Genomic DNA, 24417 nt, shown 5'->3' on the forward strand with positions numbered 1-24417 from the left:
CTTATAATACAAATATCGTAAACAAAATGAGAATTAATCCAAATAAACTTACAAATCCATCAATTATATATAATTGTTTTTCTTTTTTAAGTAAATTAGTTAACCATGAGTAAAACTTTTCATAATTAAATAATAACACAATTATTTTAATTAAAGTACATGAAAATAATAAACTGATCACAATTGATAGAGAAATCTGAGTGACTAATTCGATTATCCAGGTCACAATTAATAGAACTAGTCCTAAAATTGAGATGATATTAATCCAATAAGGTTTTTCTTCAGGATACATTTTTTGAATCCATTTTTTTTCATCAAAAGGTAGTATATGAAGATAGAATGGTTTTAAAAATGCCATAATACCAAACAATATTCCTAAACATTTAAAATATAACATACAATCACCAAAATATTATATTTAAATTAAATTAGCTTATACCTTAATTTAAATAAAAAAATTTGTATGAACAATAATCTTATACTTAAAGATGGTAAAGAAAAAACCATTTATAAACCTTTTCCTTCTTTATAAGTTACTTTATTATAAGTTATTTCATAATACATTTCAATATATAATTAAATTTAGTTTTCGTATATTGTATTTTTAATCAGCTGATTTTGAATAACATCAGCTACTTTTTCAAATTTATAATTTTAAAGATTATCATGTTTCTTCTTTCAGTTAATCCTAATACGAAATCACTTTTACTATTTAACACCTTTTTTATGAGATTATTAAGTCAAGAACTAACTTAGTAAACACAGTTTAGAACTTTTTTTATATAAAGTTTGACACATATAATCCTCAAAATTAATTATCGTAAATTATGTATTGGTTAGGAAAACATATTATTAAGTAATTATAGAAATTAATAGAATTATTTTATAACTTGATAATTGTTTGTCAATTATTTATTGCATCAAGTATTGCGTGACTTTTATAATTTAACCTATATAATTAGAGTAAGAGGTGATAAGATGAAGAATATTAACGAAAATATAAAAAAATATCGATTAGAGAAGGGAATAACTCAACAAGAAATTGCTGATAAACTTTTTGTGACAAGGCAATGTATTTCACGATGGGAGCAAGGAAAAAGTGTTCCTGATATTGAAAGCCTTGAGAAATTAGCTAGTATTCTAGAAATTACAGTTAGTGAAATAATTGATGATGAATCAATTAAAACATTAACTATTAATGAAGCTATTATAAACCGAAAATTTAAAAAATTTATTTGGACTTCTTTAATTATTAGTGCATTGGCTGTCTTATTAACTATTATTGGATATATTGTTATTAATGAACAATATAACGCGAATAAAATTGGAAATATAAAAAATACCTTAGGTATTATTACAGAAATGGATACTATTACCGAACATGACCTTGAACATCAAATAATCAAGTTTGAAAATGAAGAAAATATTTACATATTAAATATAAGTTATTTTGGTGAAGTTAAATTTTTTGATAACAAAGTAAAATCCATTAGTTATCACGATTTAAAAGTTGGAGATACAATAGAATTAGAATACCGAAATGAGTTAAAATCAGAAAATGTCACTAAAATAAATGTAATTGATTCTAAAGTGGAAAAAAGTTTAATAGGTGTAATTCTTGTCGCTAATGGAGAAACATATGAGTCGATTGAAGATATTCAAAGAAATAATGATTCTGGTTTGCACTTTTATTTATTTGAAAAAGAAAATAATAGTAATCATACTATAACAAATATGGGGCTGGGAGAAACTAAATCTAATATTACATATAATGGAAATCATTTTCATTATGATTTTGAACTTAACATTTATTTTGATAGAGCAAAAATCATAAATGATGTGGTTATAGGTTTAGTATATTCTACTGGAATAGAGTATGTAGAAACAATAGATATAGCTTATTTAAACTCTCAAAATCGAATATATAACGGTGAAATGGATTATGAATCTCAAAACATCTATTCAGTACATAGTGCTGATGTAACCTATGAAGTGAATTTTATTGAAACAAATACATTTAGTTCAATTGAAGTTTACGAATATGATATAAACCATAATCTAATTAAAACAACATCACTTAATTTTGATGATTATTTTAATTTTAATGCAGATGAAAATGCTATCTATTCCTATATTAAGGTAACAAGTGAAAATGATGATTACTACTATAGAGAGGTTTATCACCTTATGGTTGGTGAAAAATTAGATATACCGAAAAGTGATGAATATGGATTAGTGATAAATACAACATTTTTCTATCATTCTTATTCACCTAAAAATTGAAAACATTATACACATATAGTAAAACTAAAAGGTAAGCTAAAACCCAATCAAATATGTTATAAGGGTTACAGTTTACCTTAATTATTTATTCAACATATACTGGTGATTTTTTATTTTTCAAATTTTCAGGAAAACATAAAATAATCAAGAATCACTGCTTCTTTAAATGTTGTAAATAGGATAAACGATCTTTAAATTTCTTTTCTAAGCCCTGTTCAGTAGGTTCATAATAACGTTGGTTTTTTAAATTATTCGGTAGGCATTGCATATTGGTTATTTTATTTTCAAAATCATGCGCGTAAGTATAATTTTTTCCATAACCTAAACTATCCATCAGTTTTGTTGGTGCATTTCTTAATTGGTATGGCACACCTTCAGATAATGTATTTAAAGCATCTTTTTTTGCTTTATCATAAGCCAAATATAACGCATTTGATTTAGGTGCTAGAGATAAATAAACCACTGCTTGGGTTAAATTAACGTTACACTCTGGCATTCCATTAAAATGGGAGGCTTGATAAGCTGATACTGTGATATCTAATGCACGAGGATCTGCTAACCCAATATCTTCAGATGCAAATCGAATTAACCTCCTAGCAATATACAAGGGATTTTCTCCACCTTCAAGCATTCGTGCTAGCCAATAAACAGCAGCATCAGGGTCACTATTTCGCATTGATTTATGCAAAGCAGAAATCAAATTATAATGTTCTTCTCCACTTTTATCATATAATAATATTTTATTCTGCATACATTCTTCAACGGTTTCTTTTTTGATATAAATGATTCCTTCATCTTCTGAACTACTCATTACTGTCATGTCTAAAATTTTTAATGCACTTCGTGCATCTCCGTTACTAAACGCAGCAATACTTGATAATAACTCATCATCGATTTTAATTTTTTTATTAGAAAAAGCCCGTGAATCTTTTAATATATGCTTCAATAATCTTGTTATATCTTTTTCATTTAATGGATTTAATACAAAAACATGGCAACGTGATAGTAAAGCTGAGTTTACTTCAAATGATGGATTTTCTGTGGTTGCACCAATTAAACTGATATTTCCTTTTTCTACATGTGGTAGAAAAGCATCTTGTTGTGCTTTATTAAACCGATGGATTTCATCAATAAATAAAACAGTTTTAATTCCTAATAATCGATTTTGTTCAGCTTTTAACATGACTTCTTTAATTTCTTTAATCCCACTTGAAACAGCACTAAAATTGATAAAATTCGCTTTCGTCATATTCGCAATAATCATCGCTAAAGTGGTTTTACCAACACCAGGAGGTCCCCATAATATCATAGATGTTACTTGATCAGACTCAATTATTTTTCTTAATACTTTACCTTCGCTAATTAAATGATCTTGACCAAAAATTTCACTTAAATTTCGTGGTCTAACACGATCAGGGAGTGGTGTTTGGTCATGATTATAAAACAATGATGTTTTTTGATACATTCTATTCACTTCCAATCTACAAAGAACATTTGTTCGTATTTTTATTATACCACCTTAATTTATAAATAACAATTTCTTATATAAAAAAAAGCCATATGTATGACTTCTTTCTTTGAAAAAATTATTTGTTGTCTAAATTAAGATTCACCATCTCTTTCAAATGATATCTCTTTAAGTAAATTTCTAATGACATAACTTGTTGCGATTAAACCAGCAACAGGAGGTACAAAACTATTTGAAGCAGGTGGAAACTGTGATTTTCTAGTTATTTTCGAAACATCTCCATCATATTCATCATATCGTGAGGTAATTGGTTTTTCCTTAGAATAAACAACAGGTACCTTCCCTTTAATCCCTTCTTTTCTTAGTTTTGTTCGAATGACTTTAGCGATTGGATCATAGGATGTATTCTTGATATCTGAGATTTCAAATTGAGAAGGATCTAATTTATTCGCTGTTCCCATGACAGATATAAAAGGAATATTACGTTCTAAACATTCTTTAATAAGTAAAATTTTAAATGTAATTGTATCACTTGCATCAATAAAAAAATCAATTTCTTCATTAAAAATTTCATCATATGTATCAAAATTAAAGAATTTCTCATGTTTAACTACATGACATTTTGGATTAATTGATTGAATCCTATCAACCATTAAAGCTACTTTTGATTGTCCTACTGTTTCTAAAGTTGCATGAAGTTGCCGGTTAATATTGGTAATATCAACTTTATCTTTATCAATGAGAATAATCTTACCCACCCCACTACGAGCAATCGATTCACAGGAATAACTCCCAACTCCCCCTAATCCTAAGATAGCAACGCTTTTATGATATAATATGTTCTGTCCTTCTTTACCGTAAGATAATAAATTTCTACTAAATTGATACATAAAATCACTCCATAAATAAAAAGAGTCAGTGATACCCAACTCTATTTTTTATTTTTAATACCAAAATATGGTTTAACAATTATTGAAATAATATAAAATACCACAAAACCTAAGCTCAAAGGAATTACAATATCAATAGCAGATTCGATAAATTGAGAAATTAGTGCAACAACAAGAAAAATATCTACTAATAATATTATTTCAAACCACAAATAATGTTCATTATAGCCTTCTTCACTCTTATTTTCATCTACTTTTTCATTATTTTTTTTCGCTTTTTTGTAAATCAAATTCACAATAATTTCATATATAACAACAGTAATAACCGTAAATGTTTTAATCCCTATCTTAATAATTTGAAAATCATAACTAATAAAATAATCAACAAATGCGATGAGGCAAACAAATGTAAAAGCAACTAACTGATGCATTATAAAATTAATTTGATACTTTGATAATTTCTTCTTCATATAAGGTTCCTCCTAATAATTGTTAAACCTCATATCCCTCTACTTCATTCTTTTCCTTTACTTCACGATAATACAGAATACAAACTTTAATAAGTCCTGTAATCGGTACTGCAAATATAACACCTAAAACTCCAAATATACTACCAAATCCTAAAATAGCTGCTAAAATTAATAGCGGATGAATATCTAATTGTTTACTCATTATAACGGGTTGTAAAATATTTCCTTCAACAAATTGAAAACCAAAATTTAATAATAAGATAGAGTACCACGGAGTATTTCCTGTTAATAATGCATAAGTTACTGGAACAATCGCAGCAATTGTAGCACCTATATAAGGAATAATATTGGTTACTCCAACAATTAAACCAAATAAAATTGCATTGTCTAAGCCTATTAATGTATACCCTAGGGTTGAAATGACTGCAATAGCAACCATAATAATAATTTGTCCTCTGATATATAGACCTAATGTATCATTCGCACGTTTTGTAAGTGTAATAAAATGTTCTTTATATTTTACTGGAACAATTTTATAAAATCCTTCACCAATTTGATTATGATCTTTTAACATATAGAATAAAATAATTGGTGATAAAACTAAAGTGAACATGAAGCTAATAAGACTTGGAACAGAAGACCCAGCATTAACTACAGCATTTGTTAAGTAGTCTTTAATCCCTGTTTGTATCTGATTATAAATATTTAATAATTCTGGACTATCTTCTAAATGTAGATTTTCGATAGTTTCATTTAATTCATCAAATATGGCAGGTATTTTCTGCAAGAATAAGTCTTTTATCTGTTCGATAACAAGTGGAATAACTTGCCATAATATTATTCCAATTAATCCAAATATTAATGCATATAATAGGGCTACAATTAACCACCTTGGTCTAATCCCTTTATCTTCTGCATAAACAACGAGTGGATAAATTAAAAAATTGATAAAAAAAGCAATTAAAAATGGTGTTAATACAGCTTTTAATGCTCCCATTACACTTGTTATAAATCCGTTAAATTGACTAAAGATATATAAACAACCTAAAATTAAAGCAATAATAACTAATATTTTTATTATTCTATTTAGTTTTTGATCAGAAAGTTTCACTAACAATCACTTCCTTGGTTAATAATTCAAATATAATTATATCATAAAAAAGATAGTCTCACTAAGAAAAATATTGAAAAAATTACAAGTTTTTTCTTGTTTACTTCTATTCAATCGAGTGATATAATGAAGGTAAAGTTAAGGGAAACCGAATTAACTCGATGGGTTATTTTTAATCCGAACAGATTTTATATGGATGTTGGGTATACTTATTCGGTGTTGAATGCCTATTTAAAATAGGAATCCTAAAGAATAAGTCGAAACTTCCACTTGCACCTATTTGCGAGTTTTTTCTAGCCTACGACTAATTGGGTTTCAAATTTATAATAATTTTAATTTGGTCTTAAAATATACGGCCGAATTAACCCGTAAGGTTACTATATAATCCGAACAGATTTTATATGGAGGTTGGGTATACTTAATTCTGTGTTGAAAGCTTACTTTAAGTAAGAATCCTGAAGGATTGGTCGAAACTTCCACCTGCAACTATTTGCGGGTTAACCTGTAACCTACGATTAATTGGGTTCTTAAATAACTATTTAATGTCTCGTCTAATAGTTTATCAAGTTATTGTATTTTTATTTATAAAATATATATACTTAACTTTTAGTTTAAAACCTAATTTATTTCTACCTTAAAATGATATGATTCATTGATTTTTGTTAGATTATTCTGTAAAAAAAGGTAAAAATTGAGGATTTACATTAATACAATAGAATGCTATAATAAAACCATAATGAGAGTCGAACTATTTCGAAGATTTATGATATTAATCCGAACACTTTTAATAAGGAAGTTGGGTATACTTAATTCTGTGTTGAAAGCTTACTTTAAGTAAGAATCCTAAAGAATTGGTCTAAACTTCCACCTATACATATTGCGGGTTAATTTGGAAAGTCTACGTTTAGTTGGACCTTTTTTTTATAATAACTTATATTTATCACAACAAAAAAATTGATATCCATCATTAATAAAAAAATAATGCATCCAAATAAAGATGCATTATTTTTTTATTTTATTTAATTTTTATATTTAGTTCATCCAATTGTATATTATCAACTACAGATGGTGCATCAGTCATTAAGCATGATACTGAAAGTGTTTTAGGGAATGCGATTACATCGCGAATATTTTCTGTGTGAACAAGCAACATAATAATTCTATCTAACCCTAAAGCAATTCCGCCATGTGGTGGAGTTCCATATTTAAAAGCATCTAACAAGAATCCGAATTGTTCATATGCTTTTTCTTTCGTAAATCCTAATGTTTCAAACATTTGATTTTGGAGTTCTCTTTGATGAATCCGTATTGACCCTCCACCAATTTCAAATCCATTTAAAACTATATCATAAGCTTGTGCTAAACATTTTCTTGGATTTGTTTTTAAGAATTGAACAGAATCTTCTTTAGGTGCTGTGAATGGATGATGCGCAGCATAATAACGTTTATCATCTTCATCATATTCAAATAATGGCCAATCAACCACCCATAAGAAATTATATTCATTTTTATCAATTAAGTTCATTTCTTTTGCGATTAATTTTCTTAAAGCACCTAAGGCTTCACAACTTACATCAAAAGAATCAGCTACAAATAAAATTAAGTCATTGTCTTCAATCGCTAATTTCTCAATTAATCCTTGTTTTTCTTCATCACTTAAAAATTTATTGATAGGTCCTGTAAATTCATTATTATATTTTAAGAAAGCAAGTCCTTTAGCCTGATATCTCTTTACAAATTCAGTTAAACGATCAATCTCTTTACGAGAATACTTACTTGCTCCATTTTTAACATTAATCGCTCGTATGAATCCATTATTTTTGATTGTTGATGAAAAGACAGAGAAACTTGTATTTTTAAAGACATCATTTAACTCAACAAGCTCCATTTGAAAACGTCTGTCTGGTTTATCACTACCATAACGTGTCATTGCATCATGGTAAGTGATTCTATCAAATGGAATTTTAATATCAATCCCTTTTATTTCTTTCATTAGTTTAACAAACAATTCTTCAATTATCGTTTGAATTTCAACATCTGTTAAAAATGAAGCTTCAATATCCACTTGTGTAAATTCAGGTTGTCTATCGGCACGTAAATCCTCATCTCTAAAACATCTTGCGATTTGATAATAACGTTCAAGACCAGAAACCATACAAAGTTGCTTAAAGATTTGTGGGGATTGTGGAAGTGCATAAAATTCGCCTTCATGAATACGTGAAGGAACTAAATAATCACGAGCACCTTCAGGTGTTGATTTTGTTAATATTGGTGTCTCTATTTCCAAAAAGTCTAACTCACTTAAGAAATTTCGCATGACTTTCATCACATTTGATCTAACAATTAAATTGTTCTGCATTTTAGGTCTTCGCAAATCAAGATAACGATACTTCAAACGTGTGTCCTCTAAAGCATCCGTTTCATCATGAATGATCATAGGTGTTGTTTCAGCGGTTGATATCACTTCTAGAAATTCAACTTGAACTTCAATCTCACCTGTTGGTAAATTAGGATTTTTACTTTCACGTTCAACCACTTTACCTTTTACATATAACACATATTCATTACGAATTTTTTCTGCTGTTTCATAAATAGATGAAGCAACTTCTTGTGGATTAACCACAATTTGCGTAATCCCATAACGGTCCCTTAAATCAATAAAAATCAATCCACCTAAATTACGAGTTTTAGCTACCCAACCTTTTAATTCTACTATTTGATTCACATGATTTAATCGCAATTCTTGATTATTATGCGTTCTATTCATGATACTCCTCCATTCTCTTTTCAATTTCTTTCAACACATCATCTAATTTAACTTCTTCTTGAATTTGTGTTTTCATATCTTTAATACTAATTCTGTTATCATTTAATTCTTCTTCACCAATAATAACAGTTAGTTTCGCTTTTAATTTATCAGCTTGTTTAAATTGTGCTTTTACTTTTCGGTGAAAATAGTCTTTTTCAGCTTTTATATGCTTACTTCTTAACATCTCTTGTAGTGTAAAGGCATAAGAATCAGTAGCATCTGACGTCGTAACAATAAAAACATCTACCTCATCATGGGATGCTATGTCAATATTTTCAGCTTCTAATGCCAGGATTAAACGGTCCATTCCAAAAGCAAAACCAACACCAGGAATATCTGGTCCACCAATTTCTTCAACTAATCCATTATAGCGTCCACCGCCACCAAGTGCTGTTTGTGCGCCAAAACCTTTAGCACTTGAGATAACTTCATAGACAGTATGATTATAATAATCTAATCCTCTGACTAAATTACTATCTAGTTCATAATCAATATTTAAGCGTTTTAAATCACTTAATACATGATCAAAGAATGTTTTTGAACTTTCATTTAAATAATCCATCATTTTAGGGGCTGAAGTCATTTTAGGATGGTTTTTATCCACTTTACAATCTAAAACACGAAGCGGATTTTGTTCAAGTCTTTTTTGACAATCAGCACATAATTCATGTACAACCGGTTTAAAATGGTTAATTAGTGCCTGACGATAATTCATTCTGGTTTCTTTATCACCTAGTGTATTAATTAATACCTTCACTTCTTTTAACCCTAATTTTCTAAAGATGTTAACGGATAAAGCAATCACTTCAGCATCAACCGATGGGTTAGAACTTCCTAAGGCTTCAACTCCGAATTGATAGAACTGACGGGTTCGTCCTTTTTGCATCCTTTCATAGCGAAACATTGGTCCCATATAATACAACTTCGTCAGTTGATTCGCTTCAGCAAACAATTTATGCTGCACATAACTTCTAACAACACCCGCTGTTCCTTCTGGGCGTAACGTAAGTGAACGTTTCCCTTTATCTAAGAAAGTGTACATTTCTTTTGTTACAATGTCTGTACTTTCACCAACACCACGCACATATAATTCTGTACTTTCAAACATTGGGGTTCTAATTTCTTTATAATTGTATAATTCACATGTCTTATGAATTATTGACTCCAAATAGTGCCATTTATGCATATCACTAGTTAAAATATCATAAGTTCCTTTAGCGGATTGAATCGCCATAAAATCATCTCCTTTTTATAAATAAATAAAAAAGTCCTTAGAAATTTTCTAAGGACGCTATATTTGCGCGGTGCCACCCTAGTTGCTTAATTAAAGCCAACTCTAAAAAGTTATATCTCCAAAGTGTCTTCACTAAAGATTTTGTAGGAGTTTGCAGCCTAAGACTCCTTTCTCTATAAACAAAATGGTTCTAGTTACTCTTCTTTTTCATCGATACTCATATTATATGTAATTATGGTTTATTATAACCAAATTTTTGTCTTGATGCAATACTTTATTAAAAAATAATAAATTTATCTCTATCTTATTTATTATCTTCAAGATTTTTAAACGCAACTGAAAGCATCAATTTAATCCGATTAATTTGATTAACTTCACTAGCACCAGGGTCATAATCGATTGCGACAATATTTGCTTTTTTATAGGTTGCTTTTAGGTCTTTTATCATTGCTTTACCTGTAATGTGATTAGGTAAGCAAGCAAAAGGTTGCATACAAATAATATTATTAACATCACTTTCAATTAATTCAATCATCTCACCAGTTAAAAACCACCCCTCACCGGTTTGATTACATAAAGATACAAAACGCTCGGCTAAACTAGCGATTTCATGAATACATTTTGGTGCAGTGAAACGTGTACTTTTTGTTAATGCATCAACCATTGGTTTTCTTATCTTATTAATTAGGTAAATAGATCCTTTTGTGCTATATTTGGAAAATGGCTTATATAATAACGAGTTCGCTTTCACTTCTACATTTTTAAAGGAATACATGAAGAAGTCTAGTAAATCAGGCATTACTGCTTCTCCGCCTTCTTTTTCAATAAAATCTACAATATTATTATTAGCATCAGGATGAAACTTAACTAATATTTCCCCTACTAAACCAATTTTAGGTTTTTTAACATCTATAATTGGAAGTTGATCAAAATCATTAACTATATCACATACTATCTTTTTAAACTTTTTAATTGATCCCTTTTTGATTAATTCTAGACAACAATCTTGCCAGTAATAATAGAGTTTCTCTGTTTCTCCTTTGACTTTTTCATAAGGTCTTATACGATATAATAATCGCATTAATAAATCTCCATATAAAACAGCTAAGAGCAATTTCTTAATTAATCGTAAACTTAAGGTGAAACCAGGGTTTGATTCAAGTTTCGATGCATTTAATGAGATGACAGGAATTTGACTAAAACCAGCATCGACTAATGCTTTTCTAATGAACGCAATATAATTTGTAGCTCGACAACCCCCACCTGTTTGAGAGATGATAATAGAGGTGTTATCTAAATCATAACGACCACTTTTAAGTGCCGCAATCAGTTGACCAACCACGATAATTGATGGATAGCAAGCATCGTTATTGACATACTTTAATCCTTCTTCTTTAGCTTCTTCATCAGCAGTTTTTAAAATTTCTAATTGATAACCTTCTGATAAAAAAACTTCTTCAAGTAGATTAAAGTGAATTGGTGACATTTGTGGTGCGATAATCGTGTGTTTCTTCTTCATTTCTTTTGTAAATATCTTTTTAGGTTCAATTTTATTAATAAGTTGAGGTTTCAATCCATTTTTGTCACGTTCAGTCATCGCTGCTTTTAGTGAACGAATTCTAATTCGTGCTGATCCTAAATTACTCACTTCATCTATTTTTAATAAGGTATATATATTATTATGATTTTCTAGTATTTCTTTTACTTGATCACTTGTAACCGCGTCAAGTCCACAACCAAAAGAAGTCAGTTGCACTAGTTCTAAATCTTTTTCTTGTGCTACAAAACTTGCAGCAGCATAAAGTCTCGAATGATACACCCATTGATCAACAATCCGTAATGGTCTTTCAACATGTCCTAAATGAGCAATTGAATCCTCTGTAAAAACAGCCATTTGATAAGAAGCAATTAATTTATCAATTCCATGATTTACTTCTTTATCAATATGATAAGGTCTACCAGCTAAAACAATCCCTTTCATATTATGTTCTTTGATATATTTTAGAGTTTCTTCGCCTTTTCCTCTTATATCCGCTTTAAAACTTGCATCTTCTTTAAATGCTTTATTTAACGCTTCTCTAATTTCATTTTTAGGTATTTCTTTAAATACTCTGACTAATTTTTTATAGGTTGCACTTGGGCTATGGAAGGAGATAAAAGGATGTAAGAATTTAGTACCTTTAATCAAATCAACATTATGGTCAATAACTTCTGAATAGGAAATCACAACTGGACAATTAAATTGATTATTCGCTTCATTTTGTTCTTTCTTCTCATAGAAAACGCCAGGATAGAAAATCATATCGACCTTTTGTTCAATTAAACTCATGATATGTCCATGAACTAATTTTGCTGGATAACAAACCGATTCAGAAGGAATCGTCTCCATTCCTTTTTCATATATTTGACGAGAACTATTTGGTGATAATTCTACCCGATAACCTAAAGCAGTAAAAAAAGTAAACCAGAACGGATAATTTTCATACATATTTAAAACACGAGGGATCCCTACGGTTCCTCTTTTAGCATTTTCTTTATTAAGTGGTTGATATTCAAACATTTTTTGATATTTATATTGATATAGATTAGGTATAACATTTTCTGTTAATTTAATTCCTGCTCCTTTTTCGCATTTATTACCAGTAACTAGTTTATTGTGATTAGAAAAATAATTAATCGTTAATTGACATTGATTCGTACACTGTCTACATCTAGTAACTTTTTGTGTAAAAGAAAATGATCTTAATTCCTCATATGAAATTAAGGAAGATTTCTTGTTCTTATAGCTTTTTTTCGCGATTAATGCACATCCAAAGGCCCCCATCAAACCTGAGATTTTAGGTCTGTATACATTACGTCCTGATATTAACTCAAACGCTCTTAAAACCGCATGATTATAGAATGTCCCACCTTGAACAATAATCTTTTCTCCTAAATCTTCTGGTTTTCTAATCTTAATAACTTTATATAGGGCATTTTTAATAACTGAATAAGATAAGCCACTCGCAATATCACCAACCGTAGCGCCTTCTTTTTGTGCTTGTTTAACTTTTGAGTTCATAAAAACGGTACATCTAGATCCTAAATCAACTGGTTTTTTGGCAGTCATTGCTTCTTGAACAAATTGGGAAATTGGAATATTCAATGTTTGTGCAAAGTTTTGAATAAATGAACCACAACCAGCTGAACAAGCTTCGTTCAACACAACAGAATTTATAACCCCATTTTTAATTGTCAAACATTTCATATCTTGTCCACCGATATCAAGAATAAAGTCAACACCCGATACAAAATGGTCAGCAGCAACATAATGAGCGACTGTTTCTATTTCACCTAAATCAACATTAAAGCCATTTTTAATTAAACTCTCTCCATACCCAGTCACACAAGAATTACATATTTTAACGCCTTTAGGTAACATTTCATACAATGTAATTAACCCTTGTCTTATTACTTCTAATGGATTGGCTTCATTATTTCGATATAATTCATACAATAATTCACCATTTTCACCGATTAAAACCATCTTTGAAGTCGTAGAACCACAATCTATTCCTAAATAAGTAGACCCTTGATAAGTGGTTAAATCACGTTTAATCACCTGATTATCTTCATGTCGTTTTAGAAATTGATCTATTTCCTCTTGGTTATTAAATAATGGTTGTAATCTTTTGACATCTTGAATATTAAATTCATCAATGGTATCTAATTTATCAATTAATGTTTTAAAACTGATTTCTTCTCCTTTTATTGAAGCTAAGCTTGCTCCTAATGCGACAAACAATTGGGCATTTTGAGGAAATATCGCTTCCTCAGTTTTTAAATTAAGCGTTTCTACAAATCTTTTACGTAATTCACTTAAGAAATATAAGGGACCTCCTAAAAAGGCTACCTTACCACAAATTCTTCTTCCACAGGCTAACCCACTAATTGTTTGATTAACCACTGCTTGAAAAATAGAAACAGCAATATCAGACTTATTAACTCCCTCATTAATCAAGGGTTGGATATCGGATTTCGCAAACACACCACATCTAGCCGCAATTGGATAAATTGTTTGGTAATTTTTCGCTAACTCATTTAATCCAAAAGCATCAGTATCAAGTAAACTTGCCATCTGATCAATAAAAGCACCTGTCCCACCAGCACAAGTTCCATTCATCCTTTGATCAACACCATTATTAAAATAAGTTATTTTAGCATCTTCACCACCTAGTTCAACAACAACATCACAACGATCTAATGTTTCTTCAACTGCTTTTGTACAAGCAATAACTTCTTGTACAAAATCAACATTAAACCATTTTGAAACCATTAATCCACCAGAACCTGTTACATTGATGGTTATTTGATATTCTTTATAGTCAGGCAATAAAGACAATAACATATTTCTAATCGTTTTTTTCAAATCAGAAAAATGTCTTTGATACTGACTATGAATTATTTCTAATTTCTCATTTAATATAACGAATTTGACAGTAGTCGATCCTACGTCTAATCCTAAATGTATTAATTTTTTCATCTTTTATATCACCTATTTATTTAATCTCACTTCTATAAGTGTACAAGTTTGATGAAAATTGTCAAGACTAACTAATTAAAAAAGTCTCAATAAAGTGAAACCTTACATATTATCTACAATTTAAAGAAAAGGACCTTCATTTTAATTTCCATTTTAGCGTCAAACAAACTACTATTTATTTTTTAAGATAATAATAAAAAACAAACGACTTAGTTTCTTTAGTCGTTTGTTAACAGTTTGAAACTAGCCATTTGGCTAGTTTATTTTATTCTCCTTCTAGATCAACATTTTTAAAGCTAATAACTGTATCCCCAAGTAACTTAAGAATGACCTCGTCACCAGATTCAGTAATTGACAAATAAGCACTAACTTTATATCTAGCTGTATATAATCCTTCATCTAAAAATATTTCATATTGTGATTCGCCATTAACAACTGACATGCTAATCCGCTTAACTATTCCTCTCACTTCAATTAAGTCATCTTCTGAAGGATCAATAACATTTTCAATGTTTAGTTTTTCTCCATAGTCTGAGTACGCTTTATCAATTGTATCACCAATTCCTACCTTAGAAAAATCTGATACATTAACAAACGCGTATTGTTTAATTAATCCTTTATTATCTTTTAATGTGATAAAGAAAGTCGCATTATTGTAAACGTTCATTGGGATTGGGAAAGTTGCTTTATATCCAAAATTTTGAACAATTCCTTCTGCAGATTCCATTGCAGCCGTTTCTGTTGCACCACTCATCGAGTAGCGTGTAACTTGTTTTGTTCGTGTATTAATGAAAACAAATCCAACTGTTGCCTCATCTGCGCTCGCACTTGTTAATCCTGTATAGTAATACACATGACCATTATTAAATACCCTTCTTGATCCTTCTGTTGTTTGTAGAACATTCTTTTGACCTATAAATGAGTTTAGGAATCCATCTCCATATGCTCCCCATTTATTCAATTGTTTCAATACAAAATCTTTAGGATAGATTGTATCCACCCAAGCTGGAGCATCTTGTGGTTTATAAAATGTAATGGCACCATCTTTTGGATTAACAACATAAACACCCATCACTTGCTTTCCGCCTGATAGTCCAATTGTTGGTTTTAACGCTGTAATTACCCAATATGGATTCATTTCATCATCAAGTTCTAATGCAAAATCAATTAACTCATATTGTTTTGCATGATCACCTTTATAATAAACATGACGGTGTAAATCAGTTCCAAAGTAAGCACTTGGCATATATTTTAAATTTAACCCAGTAACAATTTCTACATCTCCTGTAAATTTATCAACAATCACATAACCTGGAGTACCAGCTTTATTGTTATTCCATTTAAAGAAACCATTGTATTCAAGTGGAGCAACTGCAACTAAATTACCAGCTACATTTAAATCATGGAATTCACCAACATGAAACTCACTTCCAAGACTACCATGTTTTCCAAATTCTTTATCTCCTAATTTTGCAGCTAAATTAGTGTCGACGATTGGTAAATTATCTGACGTATTTACCGCATCAAAATCATTTGTAAATTGAATAGGTTCATGAATTTCACCAATTAGTTTATGATATGCATTTGCGTTAAACATAGGTGTTCCAAACAGTGAAATTACTAAATAAATTACAATTAATGAAATAAAAGTTATAATCCCTGTTATGAATACAATGACTTTTTTTGAATATTTTCCTCTTTGATGGAATTTCTCATTATACTGATCATTTTTAGTAAACAATGACAAGATTGCAAATCCAAAAAATAATGATATAGCAGTTAAAAACCAAGTTCCAAAATATCTTAAACTTATTTTAACTAAAAATAAATAATTTAAAGTAAAAAAGATAATTACTGCTATGACTAAGACGATAACGCATTGCACTAAAGACATTTGTGTAGATTTATTCTTTTTTATTATACTTTCTCTATTTTTTTTACTCATGTTCTCCTCCTATTTATTATAATTAATTATACCATATATATATCTTACTTTTCATTAAATTATATGGTTTTTTACAAATGCATATTAAATATTAATCTTTATAAAATTAATACACATCAATATATAATTTATTTTCTTGTTGTCCTATTGGCTAAATACTTCTAAGCAGAATTCTCCATTAAAATATTCTTTTCTTACTAGTTTTTTATTTAATACAAAGCTTAATAATCCTTCTTTTCTAATCTTTTAGACTAAATTAAATTACACTCATTCTATATCCAGCTTGTATGTTAAGTATTATTTAATGAAAAAAAAGATGAATAAAACTATTCACCTACATTTTTGTTTTTGTTAATATTTTATTTATTATAAACGTGATTAAGTATAATACTATTAAGATTGGTGGTACGAAAAACATCTCTCCGTCAGTCATATGATAATCATGATTAAAAACAAAGCGTACACATAATACTGTAGTAAAGTATGTTACCCATACAGCCCATAAAACATACATAACTTGTGAAATTCGTTTTAATTTAGCAAGTCTAAACACGATTGCGACTAATAATAATATAATGTTTAAATATATCATTGACCCAAACCCTAAATCCTCTAAAAATATATTAGTACCATACATTCCAACACTATAGAATAAATCGCCATGGTTAGTTAGTAAGTACAGATATACAGTTATAGATAATAGGTCTACAATTATGATACTAAGAGGTAATAAACTTTTGAAAGTAATCTTCTTTTTCTTGAATGGATCTCTTAAATCATATCCTAAAATAATCACATAAATATATATAAATAATGACGGTATTAATAGTCCACTATTAAAAATGTATATTAATGTAGTAGATATTAGAACTAAAGATAATATTATAGATAGGATATTGATATACCGTTGTGGTATTTTTGTAGTATATTTCAGAAAGATTAAAATAGGTAATAATAAAGTAAAGAAATAAAGAACTTGATCTTGTATTTTAAAATAATTCCATCCATGACTGTGGTATAAAAACGGAAGTGGTAAAGCAACTGCAAATAACAGTGAAATCACAATGATTTTTTCTGGTTTTAGTAATTTATAATTGATTACTGGGTTTTTGATTGGTACTATTATTAAGACTGAACTTAGTAGTAAGAATAAAATATATAAGATGAGAAATATTATTCCAAGTTGTGCATTTATAAACATTGGTGATGAAAGAATTGGCAATGTAAATGTAATTAGTGATATTCCTGCCACCATACTTATGATTACATTTGATGTTTTCTTTTTATCGATTACATTAGTAACAGATAGAAATACTGGTAAAAATAAGAGTAGAGTAATTACCCACCAACTAGATAGTTTTAGTGCGATTGGTATTATCGGGAATATTTCTGGATTATAAAACCATCCATATTCAAGGTAACTTGAATCTACAATAATAAAATTAATAAATGGAATAGCAATCGCAAGCCCTAAAATCAATAAATATAGTCCCAAAACAATTATATTTTCTATACTAATTTTGTCATATTTTTCTTCCTGTTTGATTTCGCATTGAATGATTTCATCGACTGATACTTTGTATAATTTACTTAATGATAATAACATATCTAAATTAGGTATACTTGTTCCAAGCTCCCATTTTGATACTGTTTGAGGAGTAATGACTAAAATATCTGCAAGATCCTTTTGTGTTAGCTTATGTTTTATTCGTAATTCCTTTAAAAATAATCTGATTTGTTTGTTGTCCTTTTTTTTCGCCCCTTTCAACAGTTTCCATTATACTATAATGCAAAAGGGTGTCAATAACTATATTGTTGCATAACTCAACGATTCATTGAGTTGGCTTAATATAAACCTAAAATAATATGATTAGTAAGTTATTGTTATTAAAGAAAAGAAGCTTAGTTAACCTTTTTATCATTAGTTACTATTAATAGAATTTGTATAACTAAAGACCCTAAGTGAATTAATCTTAATTAGGGTCTTTAATAATAATCATCTGATGTACCATTATATTTACATACCATTTAAATTATTTATAAGCAAGTTATTAACGCTGTTACTTATAACTTAACTGCTTTTGTCGCAATTGAAGTATTTATATATTTATCTAAAGGACTCCAACCACCATTATTATCCTCATAAAAACCTGCAATCATGAATCCTGCTAAGATTTGTCCCTGAATCTGATCTTCCAATGTATGACCGAACGCTATAGCTTCTCCTTGTTCCAATACAAGTTCCTTCAACTCTGATTCTGTAATACTCGTTAAGTCCGAATAAGGTACACTGTGTCTTACAACCAAATTTCCTTCATTAAAAGCTTTTAAATCAAAGATATATTCAAGAGGATTTGCAAAACCCGCAATCATGGTACCTCCCTTTTTAAGAACCCTATTGGCTTCTTTCCAGACTGGTAACACAGAATCTACATAACAGTTCGACCATGGGTGAATAATGAAGTCAAATGAGTCATCTTCAAATATGGATAAATCCCTCATATCACCTTGTAGGGTTCTAATTTTTAAATTATCTCTTTCAGCGACTAATTTATCCTGCTCTAATTGCTTTTGGCTATTATCAAAAACCGTCACTTCTGCTCCTGTTGCAGCAATAATTGGTCCTTGTTGCCCTCCTCCAGATGCAAGACATAGAATTTTCTTTCCAGCCATTGTCTTTGGAAACCAATCTCTTGGTACCGCCTTAACAGGAGTCAGTTTTATTTCCCATTCTCCTTTTCTTGCTTTATCTACTTCTTCTGAACTCACAGGTTTTGTCCAGCAATCCTTTTCATCTACTTTCTTGTCCCAAATATCTTTGTTTGTATCTATGTAATTCATTTTATTTTACTCCTTTATGTTATTAGTATCTATATTCATTATTAATATATCTATTTGTGATATATGATGCATATGATAGTTTATAATTATCACATATTGAATATAAAAATAAATCCCTGTCAATCTCTTCAAATCACCCATTTCAAATCATCATTATATTCTATAAATTCCATGAACTGCACAGGAAGGATGAGTATGAAATCAAGTAACAACCAAATATTCCATAATATGTAGATATATGTTATAATTATTAAAAATTGTACCTGAAGTAAAGTAATAATGATTAGATTACTAGTGGGGGGATAGATATGGCTGCATGGAACCCATGGAGAGGATGCCATAAAAAGAGTGAAGGATGTAAAAACTGTTACATACATAGGGCAAACTCTAGAAAAGGGATTAATACAGACATCATATATAAAACAGAAGAATTTTATAAACCTATTGAAAAAAATAATAAGGGAAACTACAAAATAAAAAGTGGACAAACAGTGTTTTTATGTTTCAATAGTGACTTCTTGATTGAGGAAGCAGATGAATGGCGAAAAGAAGTATGGAATATGATAAGAATACGTAATGATTTAAATTTTATGTTTATCACAAAGCGTATCGAACGTTTCATGATAGGATTACCAGATGATTTTGATTACGGATATGATAATATAACAGTTAGTATATCTGTAGAGAATCAACAAAGAGCTGATGAAAGAATTCCTATTTTGAAAGAATTACCAATCAAACATAAATTAATCATTATTCAACCTATGCTTGAAAAAATAGATATATCAGATTATTTAGATAATTCTATTGATGGTGTAGTCGTAGGTGGAGAGTCTGGAAGCAAAGTTAGACCTTTAAACTATGAATGGGTTCTAAATATAAGAGAACAGTGTATTAAAAAGAATGTTAATTTTACTTTCAGGCAACTTGGTTCTACATTCATTAAAGATGGGATCACCTTTAAAGTTAAGAAACAACATTTATGTTCTCAGGCTAGAAAGGCAAATATAAATTTTAGTAAATGAGTCTTGTTTACAAAACGATATTTATCAATTATAAGTTCTTTTATACATTGATGAATCAATTGTTTCACTTTAACAAATTAGATTATGACTAATAATTATATGGAAATTAAACTACTAAAGACCCTAATTCTTAATTAGGGTCTTTAGTTATATTTTTATAAAAACCTAAATTATAATCTGATGTACCATTAATTTTAGCTACAATTATATAATACATACCTTTATTAATATGAGAAAAGTAGCTTGTAGGACAACTCATAATATCTCCATTAAGATTGTTACAATAAACGGACACATTATAACCACTAAGAAAAAATCGATATTCTCCATCCTCTAAAACGTTGATAAGATAAACATCTCTATCACCTTGATAATCAATTTTTCCTGAAATTTCGTTCCCAATACCTATTTCTATAGTTCTATATTCTATTAATGGTAAATATAAACTATTCGGAGCTTCATCATTCAAATTTAATTCCTCAATTTTGAAAAAAAGTTCTTCAAATTTTGATTGTTTAAAATAATCATAATTTACCTCTATGATATATTCACCTTCACTAACAGTAAAAAATGCCTTTTTCCCCATAACACCTGGTACATTATTAAAATCTAAACCAATTATATTCCCATTAGTATCTTCGAGCTTAATAGTTAACCATCTATTGATGTATATACTATATGTACTAGTTTCATTAACATTTAGTTTAAAGTAATCAATATCCTCTTGATATGTAATTGTTGTATAAGTATTTGAACCGATATTAGCAATACCCATATTTTCTTCAGTATTGTCATCAGGATTTAACATTAAATTGATTTCTACAATTTCAGGATTTCTTCCTTCAAAACTAAAGAAATGTCTACCACTACTTAAAAACATTGGCTTCCCTGATTGTAATCTTACATATTCACCACTATTTGTTATATAAAAATAATCACTATATGGTATTTCATAAAATATTGAATACCAATCTTCATCGACTATATCAATATAATAAATATCCTTATCATACGTTAAATCAAATTCAATATTAGTTATACCTAAGTTTAATTCTCCATAATTACTTTCTCCTTCGACTATTTCATTTGAATAATCTATGTATGAGCTATTTTTATTTACATACAAAGTAATCTCTTTTTCAAAATATTTTCCCATTATCTTAACAGTATATGTACCTGGTGAAAAATAATAAGATAGTTTAGACATTTTACTACCCATTCTATCTGTAATTTCTTCTCCATTTTCATTATAGATTTTAAAATAACTATAACTTAATTCTAATTCAATAAGTGTACTTTTATCAATCGTAAATACAAATGACTCCTCATCTCCAATATAATCAAAAGTAGTTTTAAATTCATTCAATCCTTCATTTAACTGCATTAGAATTGGGTCTGGATTATCATCAATAATGTGATCGATTATGAATTCATATTTTCCTTCACAATATGTATCTACTTGAATATAATATTGTCCAGATTCAAAAAAATACATGCTTTCCCCAATATCTTCATTAAAATCTAACTTTTCTCCATTAGCATTATAAAGAGTAAATTTCATATCTCCTGTAATATAAGAAGTTCCATAATTATATTTAAATCTGATACTATACAATCCTGAATCCTCAATTTTAAATTTAAAAACATCATCTTCATAGTTATTGTATGAATGTGCTTCGTAATATTCATTTAGAGGTATTTCTTTAACATTTTCTGAAATGTAATCTGGGTGATCATCATTATATTCATTATAGTATTCAATATTTAAAGTAAAGTCTCCTATATTATCATCTACTAAATAAACAACAATATAATAAAACTTATTGTATTGAGAATCTGATAAAGTTTTAATTATAGGTTGTTGTACATGTTGATTAATATCATCAACATACAATGCTCTAATACTTCCATTATCAGTATTGAACGTGATATTGGTATACCCATAACTTTCATTAAACTTGTATATTTTATAATCACCTTTATAATCTAATGAATCTTCAATAGTCATATGATCATTAATAGTTAAATCTACAGAATCATTTATTGAAATTAGCCTGTGATCCATTTTGAATCTAGCATTTTCAAAATTAGCATCACTAATGACTGTATTATTTATATCATCTAGAGATAAAGTATATTTTAAATTTTCAATTTTTATTGAGTTTAAACTATTTATTGAAAACATATCTATTAAATCAGTAAAATCAAATTTAGCTGTTCTAAATATACCCGTTTCCTGTTCAAATACTAACTCAATTTTTATTTTGCTATCACTTATATTATCCTTCATTATTACATTTGCATTACCTAGTATATCATCAAAATATTTCTTTACATTAGCTAAACTTGACAAATTTATTAAGTATTCTAAAGAATACCCTTTTTTACTATCTTCTCCATAATTACTTTCAGTAATTATAGGGTTAGAAGAATTTACTATTGATGTTATAATATCTCCATACTCATTATAACCATTTCCTTTTTCACCATAAATCTTTTCAAAACTAATAGGAGACTTATAGAGAGTATCTTTATCATAATTTTCACCGTAATAATAAGTATAGTAGTTTTCTCCCTCTAATGTATAAAACACCTTATTGTGATATTTATTACATTTAGTATTTATCTCAACAATTTTATCTATATTATCAAATTTTGAATTAACTTCGACACCTAATACTGATTTTTTTTCATTATATACAGTTTCAATTAACATATTCTCTTTTAATGAAAAACTTTCTAATAAACTAAAGCTACTCATTGAGCTATTTAATGTTATAATATAGTTCTTATTATCACCATTACCACATAAACCTTCAATTTTTATATAATAATTATCTGTCGGTGACAGTCCTTCAAATGTTAAACCAGTTATATCATCCTTCATAGATATTTTATCTTCAATTATACCATTTTTATATAAAACTGCCTCTAATGTATCTAAATTTATAACTTTATTATCATCTATTATATTAACATCAAATGTAACCTTAGAATCTTTAAAATACAAGTTATGAATAACTGCAATTGGATTTTTGCCTTCTGTTTTTGGTAATAAATCACTTTCTAATGAAGAAAACAGATCAGATTCACATCCAGATATCATAAATACACTAGCAACAAAAATAAAAATATAAATAAATTTCTTCATTTATTAAATGCTCCCCTCTATTTTCTAAAAATATATATACCTAACAGTATATAACTAGTATTACTTAAAAGAATTTGTTTGTCAATATTGTTTTTGTGAAATATTTAAAATATAAAATGATATTGTCTCTAGTCAATAAATAGAAAGAAAAAAAAGGAGTTACACATTATCGTTATTTATAATGAATAACCCTAACTTTTTTAAGTATTCTTAACAACATCAGTATAATTTAACAAATAACACTTTTGAGACAAGCATGTAACTAAATCCATCAGTAGGGTAGTATTTCTATAAATTAATCATCAGATACTTACAGTTCTCTTTTAATACATTTTGTATCTGCATTATACCCTTGGATTGAACATTTATTTCAAGTAATAATAATTTACATAATTTTTTTAATTAATGATTTATAATATTATTTGCTAAGTTATAATAACTTAATTGCAACTAAAATTAAGTTATCTTTAGAACCAAAATAGTAACTAATCGCAGCAGAATTAATATTTGATAACCTACCTATTTCTCTAATACTATTATCGCAATTACCATTTTCAGTTTCTAATACCACTTTTACAATTTTTTCTTTTTTCGATTTATTAACTCACATTATTTTTTAACTTTCTTTAAAAAAGTTATTGAATTTTCCAGCTAATTTATGAGCGAAA

The 24417-nt window shown here is 28.4% G+C and carries 15 protein-coding genes and 3 other RNA genes; 5 read left to right on the forward strand and 13 right to left on the reverse strand.

From position 1 onward, the window contains the following. Position 1: 1 nt before the first annotated feature. Entirely contained in the window at positions 2-397 is a 396-nt protein-coding gene (locus tag KHQ81_08105) for a hypothetical protein (protein QVK16872.1), read from the reverse strand. A 581-nt stretch (positions 398-978) separates the two neighbouring features. Between KHQ81_08105 and KHQ81_08110 the strand changes: the two genes are divergently transcribed. After that, complete coding sequence (locus KHQ81_08110) at positions 979-2283, forward strand: helix-turn-helix transcriptional regulator (protein ID QVK16873.1); 1305 nt, start codon at positions 979-981, stop codon at positions 2281-2283. Positions 2284-2434: 151 nt separating this feature from the next. On the opposite strand, the gene KHQ81_08115 is transcribed toward KHQ81_08110, so the two are convergent. The 4 genes from KHQ81_08115 to KHQ81_08130 all read right to left on the reverse strand — a co-directional run bounded on the left by KHQ81_08115 (position 2435) and on the right by KHQ81_08130 (position 6222). Further along, on the reverse strand, positions 2435-3748 hold the full coding sequence (locus KHQ81_08115) for a replication-associated recombination protein A (GenBank protein ID QVK16874.1): 1314 nt from the start codon (positions 3746-3748) through the stop codon (positions 2435-2437). Positions 3749-3885: 137 nt separating this feature from the next. Next, a complete protein-coding gene (locus tag KHQ81_08120) occupies positions 3886-4641 on the reverse strand; it encodes a tRNA threonylcarbamoyladenosine dehydratase (protein ID QVK16875.1) in 756 nt (251 codons plus the stop codon). 41 nt (positions 4642-4682) lie between these two features. Beyond that, the gene (locus tag KHQ81_08125) at positions 4683-5111 is read right to left on the reverse strand and encodes a hypothetical protein (protein QVK16876.1); all 429 of its coding nucleotides are present in this window, start codon (positions 5109-5111) and stop codon (positions 4683-4685) included. 22 nt (positions 5112-5133) lie between these two features. Next, entirely contained in the window at positions 5134-6222 is a 1089-nt protein-coding gene (locus KHQ81_08130; protein QVK16877.1) for an AI-2E family transporter, read from the reverse strand. 143 nt (positions 6223-6365) lie between these two features. Here KHQ81_08130 and ssrS (KHQ81_08135) point away from each other — a divergent pair. From ssrS (KHQ81_08135) to ssrS (KHQ81_08145), 3 genes are all read left to right on the forward strand, one after another. After that, a non-coding RNA gene (gene ssrS / locus KHQ81_08135) (6S RNA) lies at positions 6366-6541 on the forward strand. Positions 6542-6573: 32 nt separating this feature from the next. Beyond that, positions 6574-6752: non-coding RNA, 6S RNA (gene ssrS, locus KHQ81_08140), on the forward strand. 208 nt (positions 6753-6960) lie between these two features. Further along, positions 6961-7141: non-coding RNA, 6S RNA (gene ssrS, locus KHQ81_08145), on the forward strand. A 96-nt stretch (positions 7142-7237) separates the two neighbouring features. Here the strand turns inward: ssrS (KHQ81_08145) and aspS are convergent. The 6 genes from aspS to KHQ81_08175 all read right to left on the reverse strand — a co-directional run bounded on the left by aspS (position 7238) and on the right by KHQ81_08175 (position 19573). After that, complete coding sequence (gene aspS / locus KHQ81_08150; GenBank protein QVK19596.1) at positions 7238-8992, reverse strand: aspartate--tRNA ligase; 1755 nt, start codon at positions 8990-8992, stop codon at positions 7238-7240. Continuing rightward, positions 8982-10265, reverse strand: a complete 1284-nt coding sequence (gene hisS, locus KHQ81_08155) for a histidine--tRNA ligase (protein ID QVK16878.1) — start codon at positions 10263-10265, stop codon at positions 8982-8984. Before hisS ends, aspS begins: the two co-directional genes overlap by 11 nt. Before the next feature lie 304 nt (positions 10266-10569). Then, positions 10570-14787, reverse strand: coding sequence for a 2-hydroxyacyl-CoA dehydratase (locus KHQ81_08160; protein ID QVK16879.1), 4218 nt, complete (start codon positions 14785-14787; stop codon positions 10570-10572). Positions 14788-15052: 265 nt separating this feature from the next. Then, positions 15053-16732, reverse strand: coding sequence for a cell shape-determining protein (locus tag KHQ81_08165; GenBank protein QVK16880.1), 1680 nt, complete (start codon positions 16730-16732; stop codon positions 15053-15055). A gap of 334 nt (positions 16733-17066) precedes the next feature. Beyond that, positions 17067-18500 (reverse strand): helix-turn-helix transcriptional regulator, encoded by a 1434-nt coding sequence (locus KHQ81_08170; GenBank protein ID QVK16881.1) that lies wholly within the window; start codon positions 18498-18500, stop codon positions 17067-17069. A 296-nt stretch (positions 18501-18796) separates the two neighbouring features. Then, positions 18797-19573, reverse strand: coding sequence for a class I SAM-dependent methyltransferase (locus KHQ81_08175; GenBank protein ID QVK16882.1), 777 nt, complete (start codon positions 19571-19573; stop codon positions 18797-18799). A 308-nt stretch (positions 19574-19881) separates the two neighbouring features. Here KHQ81_08175 and KHQ81_08180 point away from each other — a divergent pair, with 308 nt between their 5' ends. Beyond that, entirely contained in the window at positions 19882-20598 is a 717-nt protein-coding gene (locus KHQ81_08180) for a DUF5131 family protein (protein ID QVK16883.1), read from the forward strand. Between the two features lie 130 nt (positions 20599-20728). Here KHQ81_08180 and KHQ81_08185 read toward each other — a convergent pair whose 3' ends face one another. After that, positions 20729-23749, reverse strand: coding sequence for a hypothetical protein (locus KHQ81_08185; protein ID QVK16884.1), 3021 nt, complete (start codon positions 23747-23749; stop codon positions 20729-20731). Positions 23750-24179: 430 nt separating this feature from the next. Next, the gene (locus KHQ81_08190; GenBank protein QVK19597.1) at positions 24180-24329 is read right to left on the reverse strand and encodes a TetR family transcriptional regulator; all 150 of its coding nucleotides are present in this window, start codon (positions 24327-24329) and stop codon (positions 24180-24182) included. Between the last annotated feature and the right edge of the window lie 88 nt (positions 24330-24417).

This window comes from Mycoplasmatota bacterium (assembly GCA_018394295.1).
Classification (GTDB): domain Bacteria; phylum Bacillota_I; class Bacilli_A; order Haloplasmatales; family Haloplasmataceae; genus JAENYC01.

Coding starts and splice junctions, on each gene's coding strand:
- KHQ81_08105 (QVK16872.1), bottom strand. CDS start 397: ATGTTATATTTTAAATGTTTAGGAATATTGTTTGGTATTATGGCATTT.
- KHQ81_08110 (QVK16873.1), top strand. CDS start 979: ATGAAGAATATTAACGAAAATATAAAAAAATATCGATTAGAGAAGGGA.
- KHQ81_08115 (QVK16874.1), bottom strand. CDS start 3,748: ATGTATCAAAAAACATCATTGTTTTATAATCATGACCAAACACCACTC.
- KHQ81_08120 (QVK16875.1), bottom strand. CDS start 4,641: ATGTATCAATTTAGTAGAAATTTATTATCTTACGGTAAAGAAGGACAG.
- KHQ81_08125 (QVK16876.1), bottom strand. CDS start 5,111: ATGAAGAAGAAATTATCAAAGTATCAAATTAATTTTATAATGCATCAG.
- hisS (QVK16878.1), bottom strand. CDS start 10,265: ATGGCGATTCAATCCGCTAAAGGAACTTATGATATTTTAACTAGTGAT.
- KHQ81_08160 (QVK16879.1), bottom strand. CDS start 14,787: ATGAAAAAATTAATACATTTAGGATTAGACGTAGGATCGACTACTGTC.
- KHQ81_08165 (QVK16880.1), bottom strand. CDS start 16,732: ATGAGTAAAAAAAATAGAGAAAGTATAATAAAAAAGAATAAATCTACA.
- KHQ81_08175 (QVK16882.1), bottom strand. CDS start 19,573: ATGAATTACATAGATACAAACAAAGATATTTGGGACAAGAAAGTAGAT.
- KHQ81_08180 (QVK16883.1), top strand. CDS start 19,882: ATGGCTGCATGGAACCCATGGAGAGGATGCCATAAAAAGAGTGAAGGA.
- KHQ81_08185 (QVK16884.1), bottom strand. CDS start 23,749: ATGAAGAAATTTATTTATATTTTTATTTTTGTTGCTAGTGTATTTATG.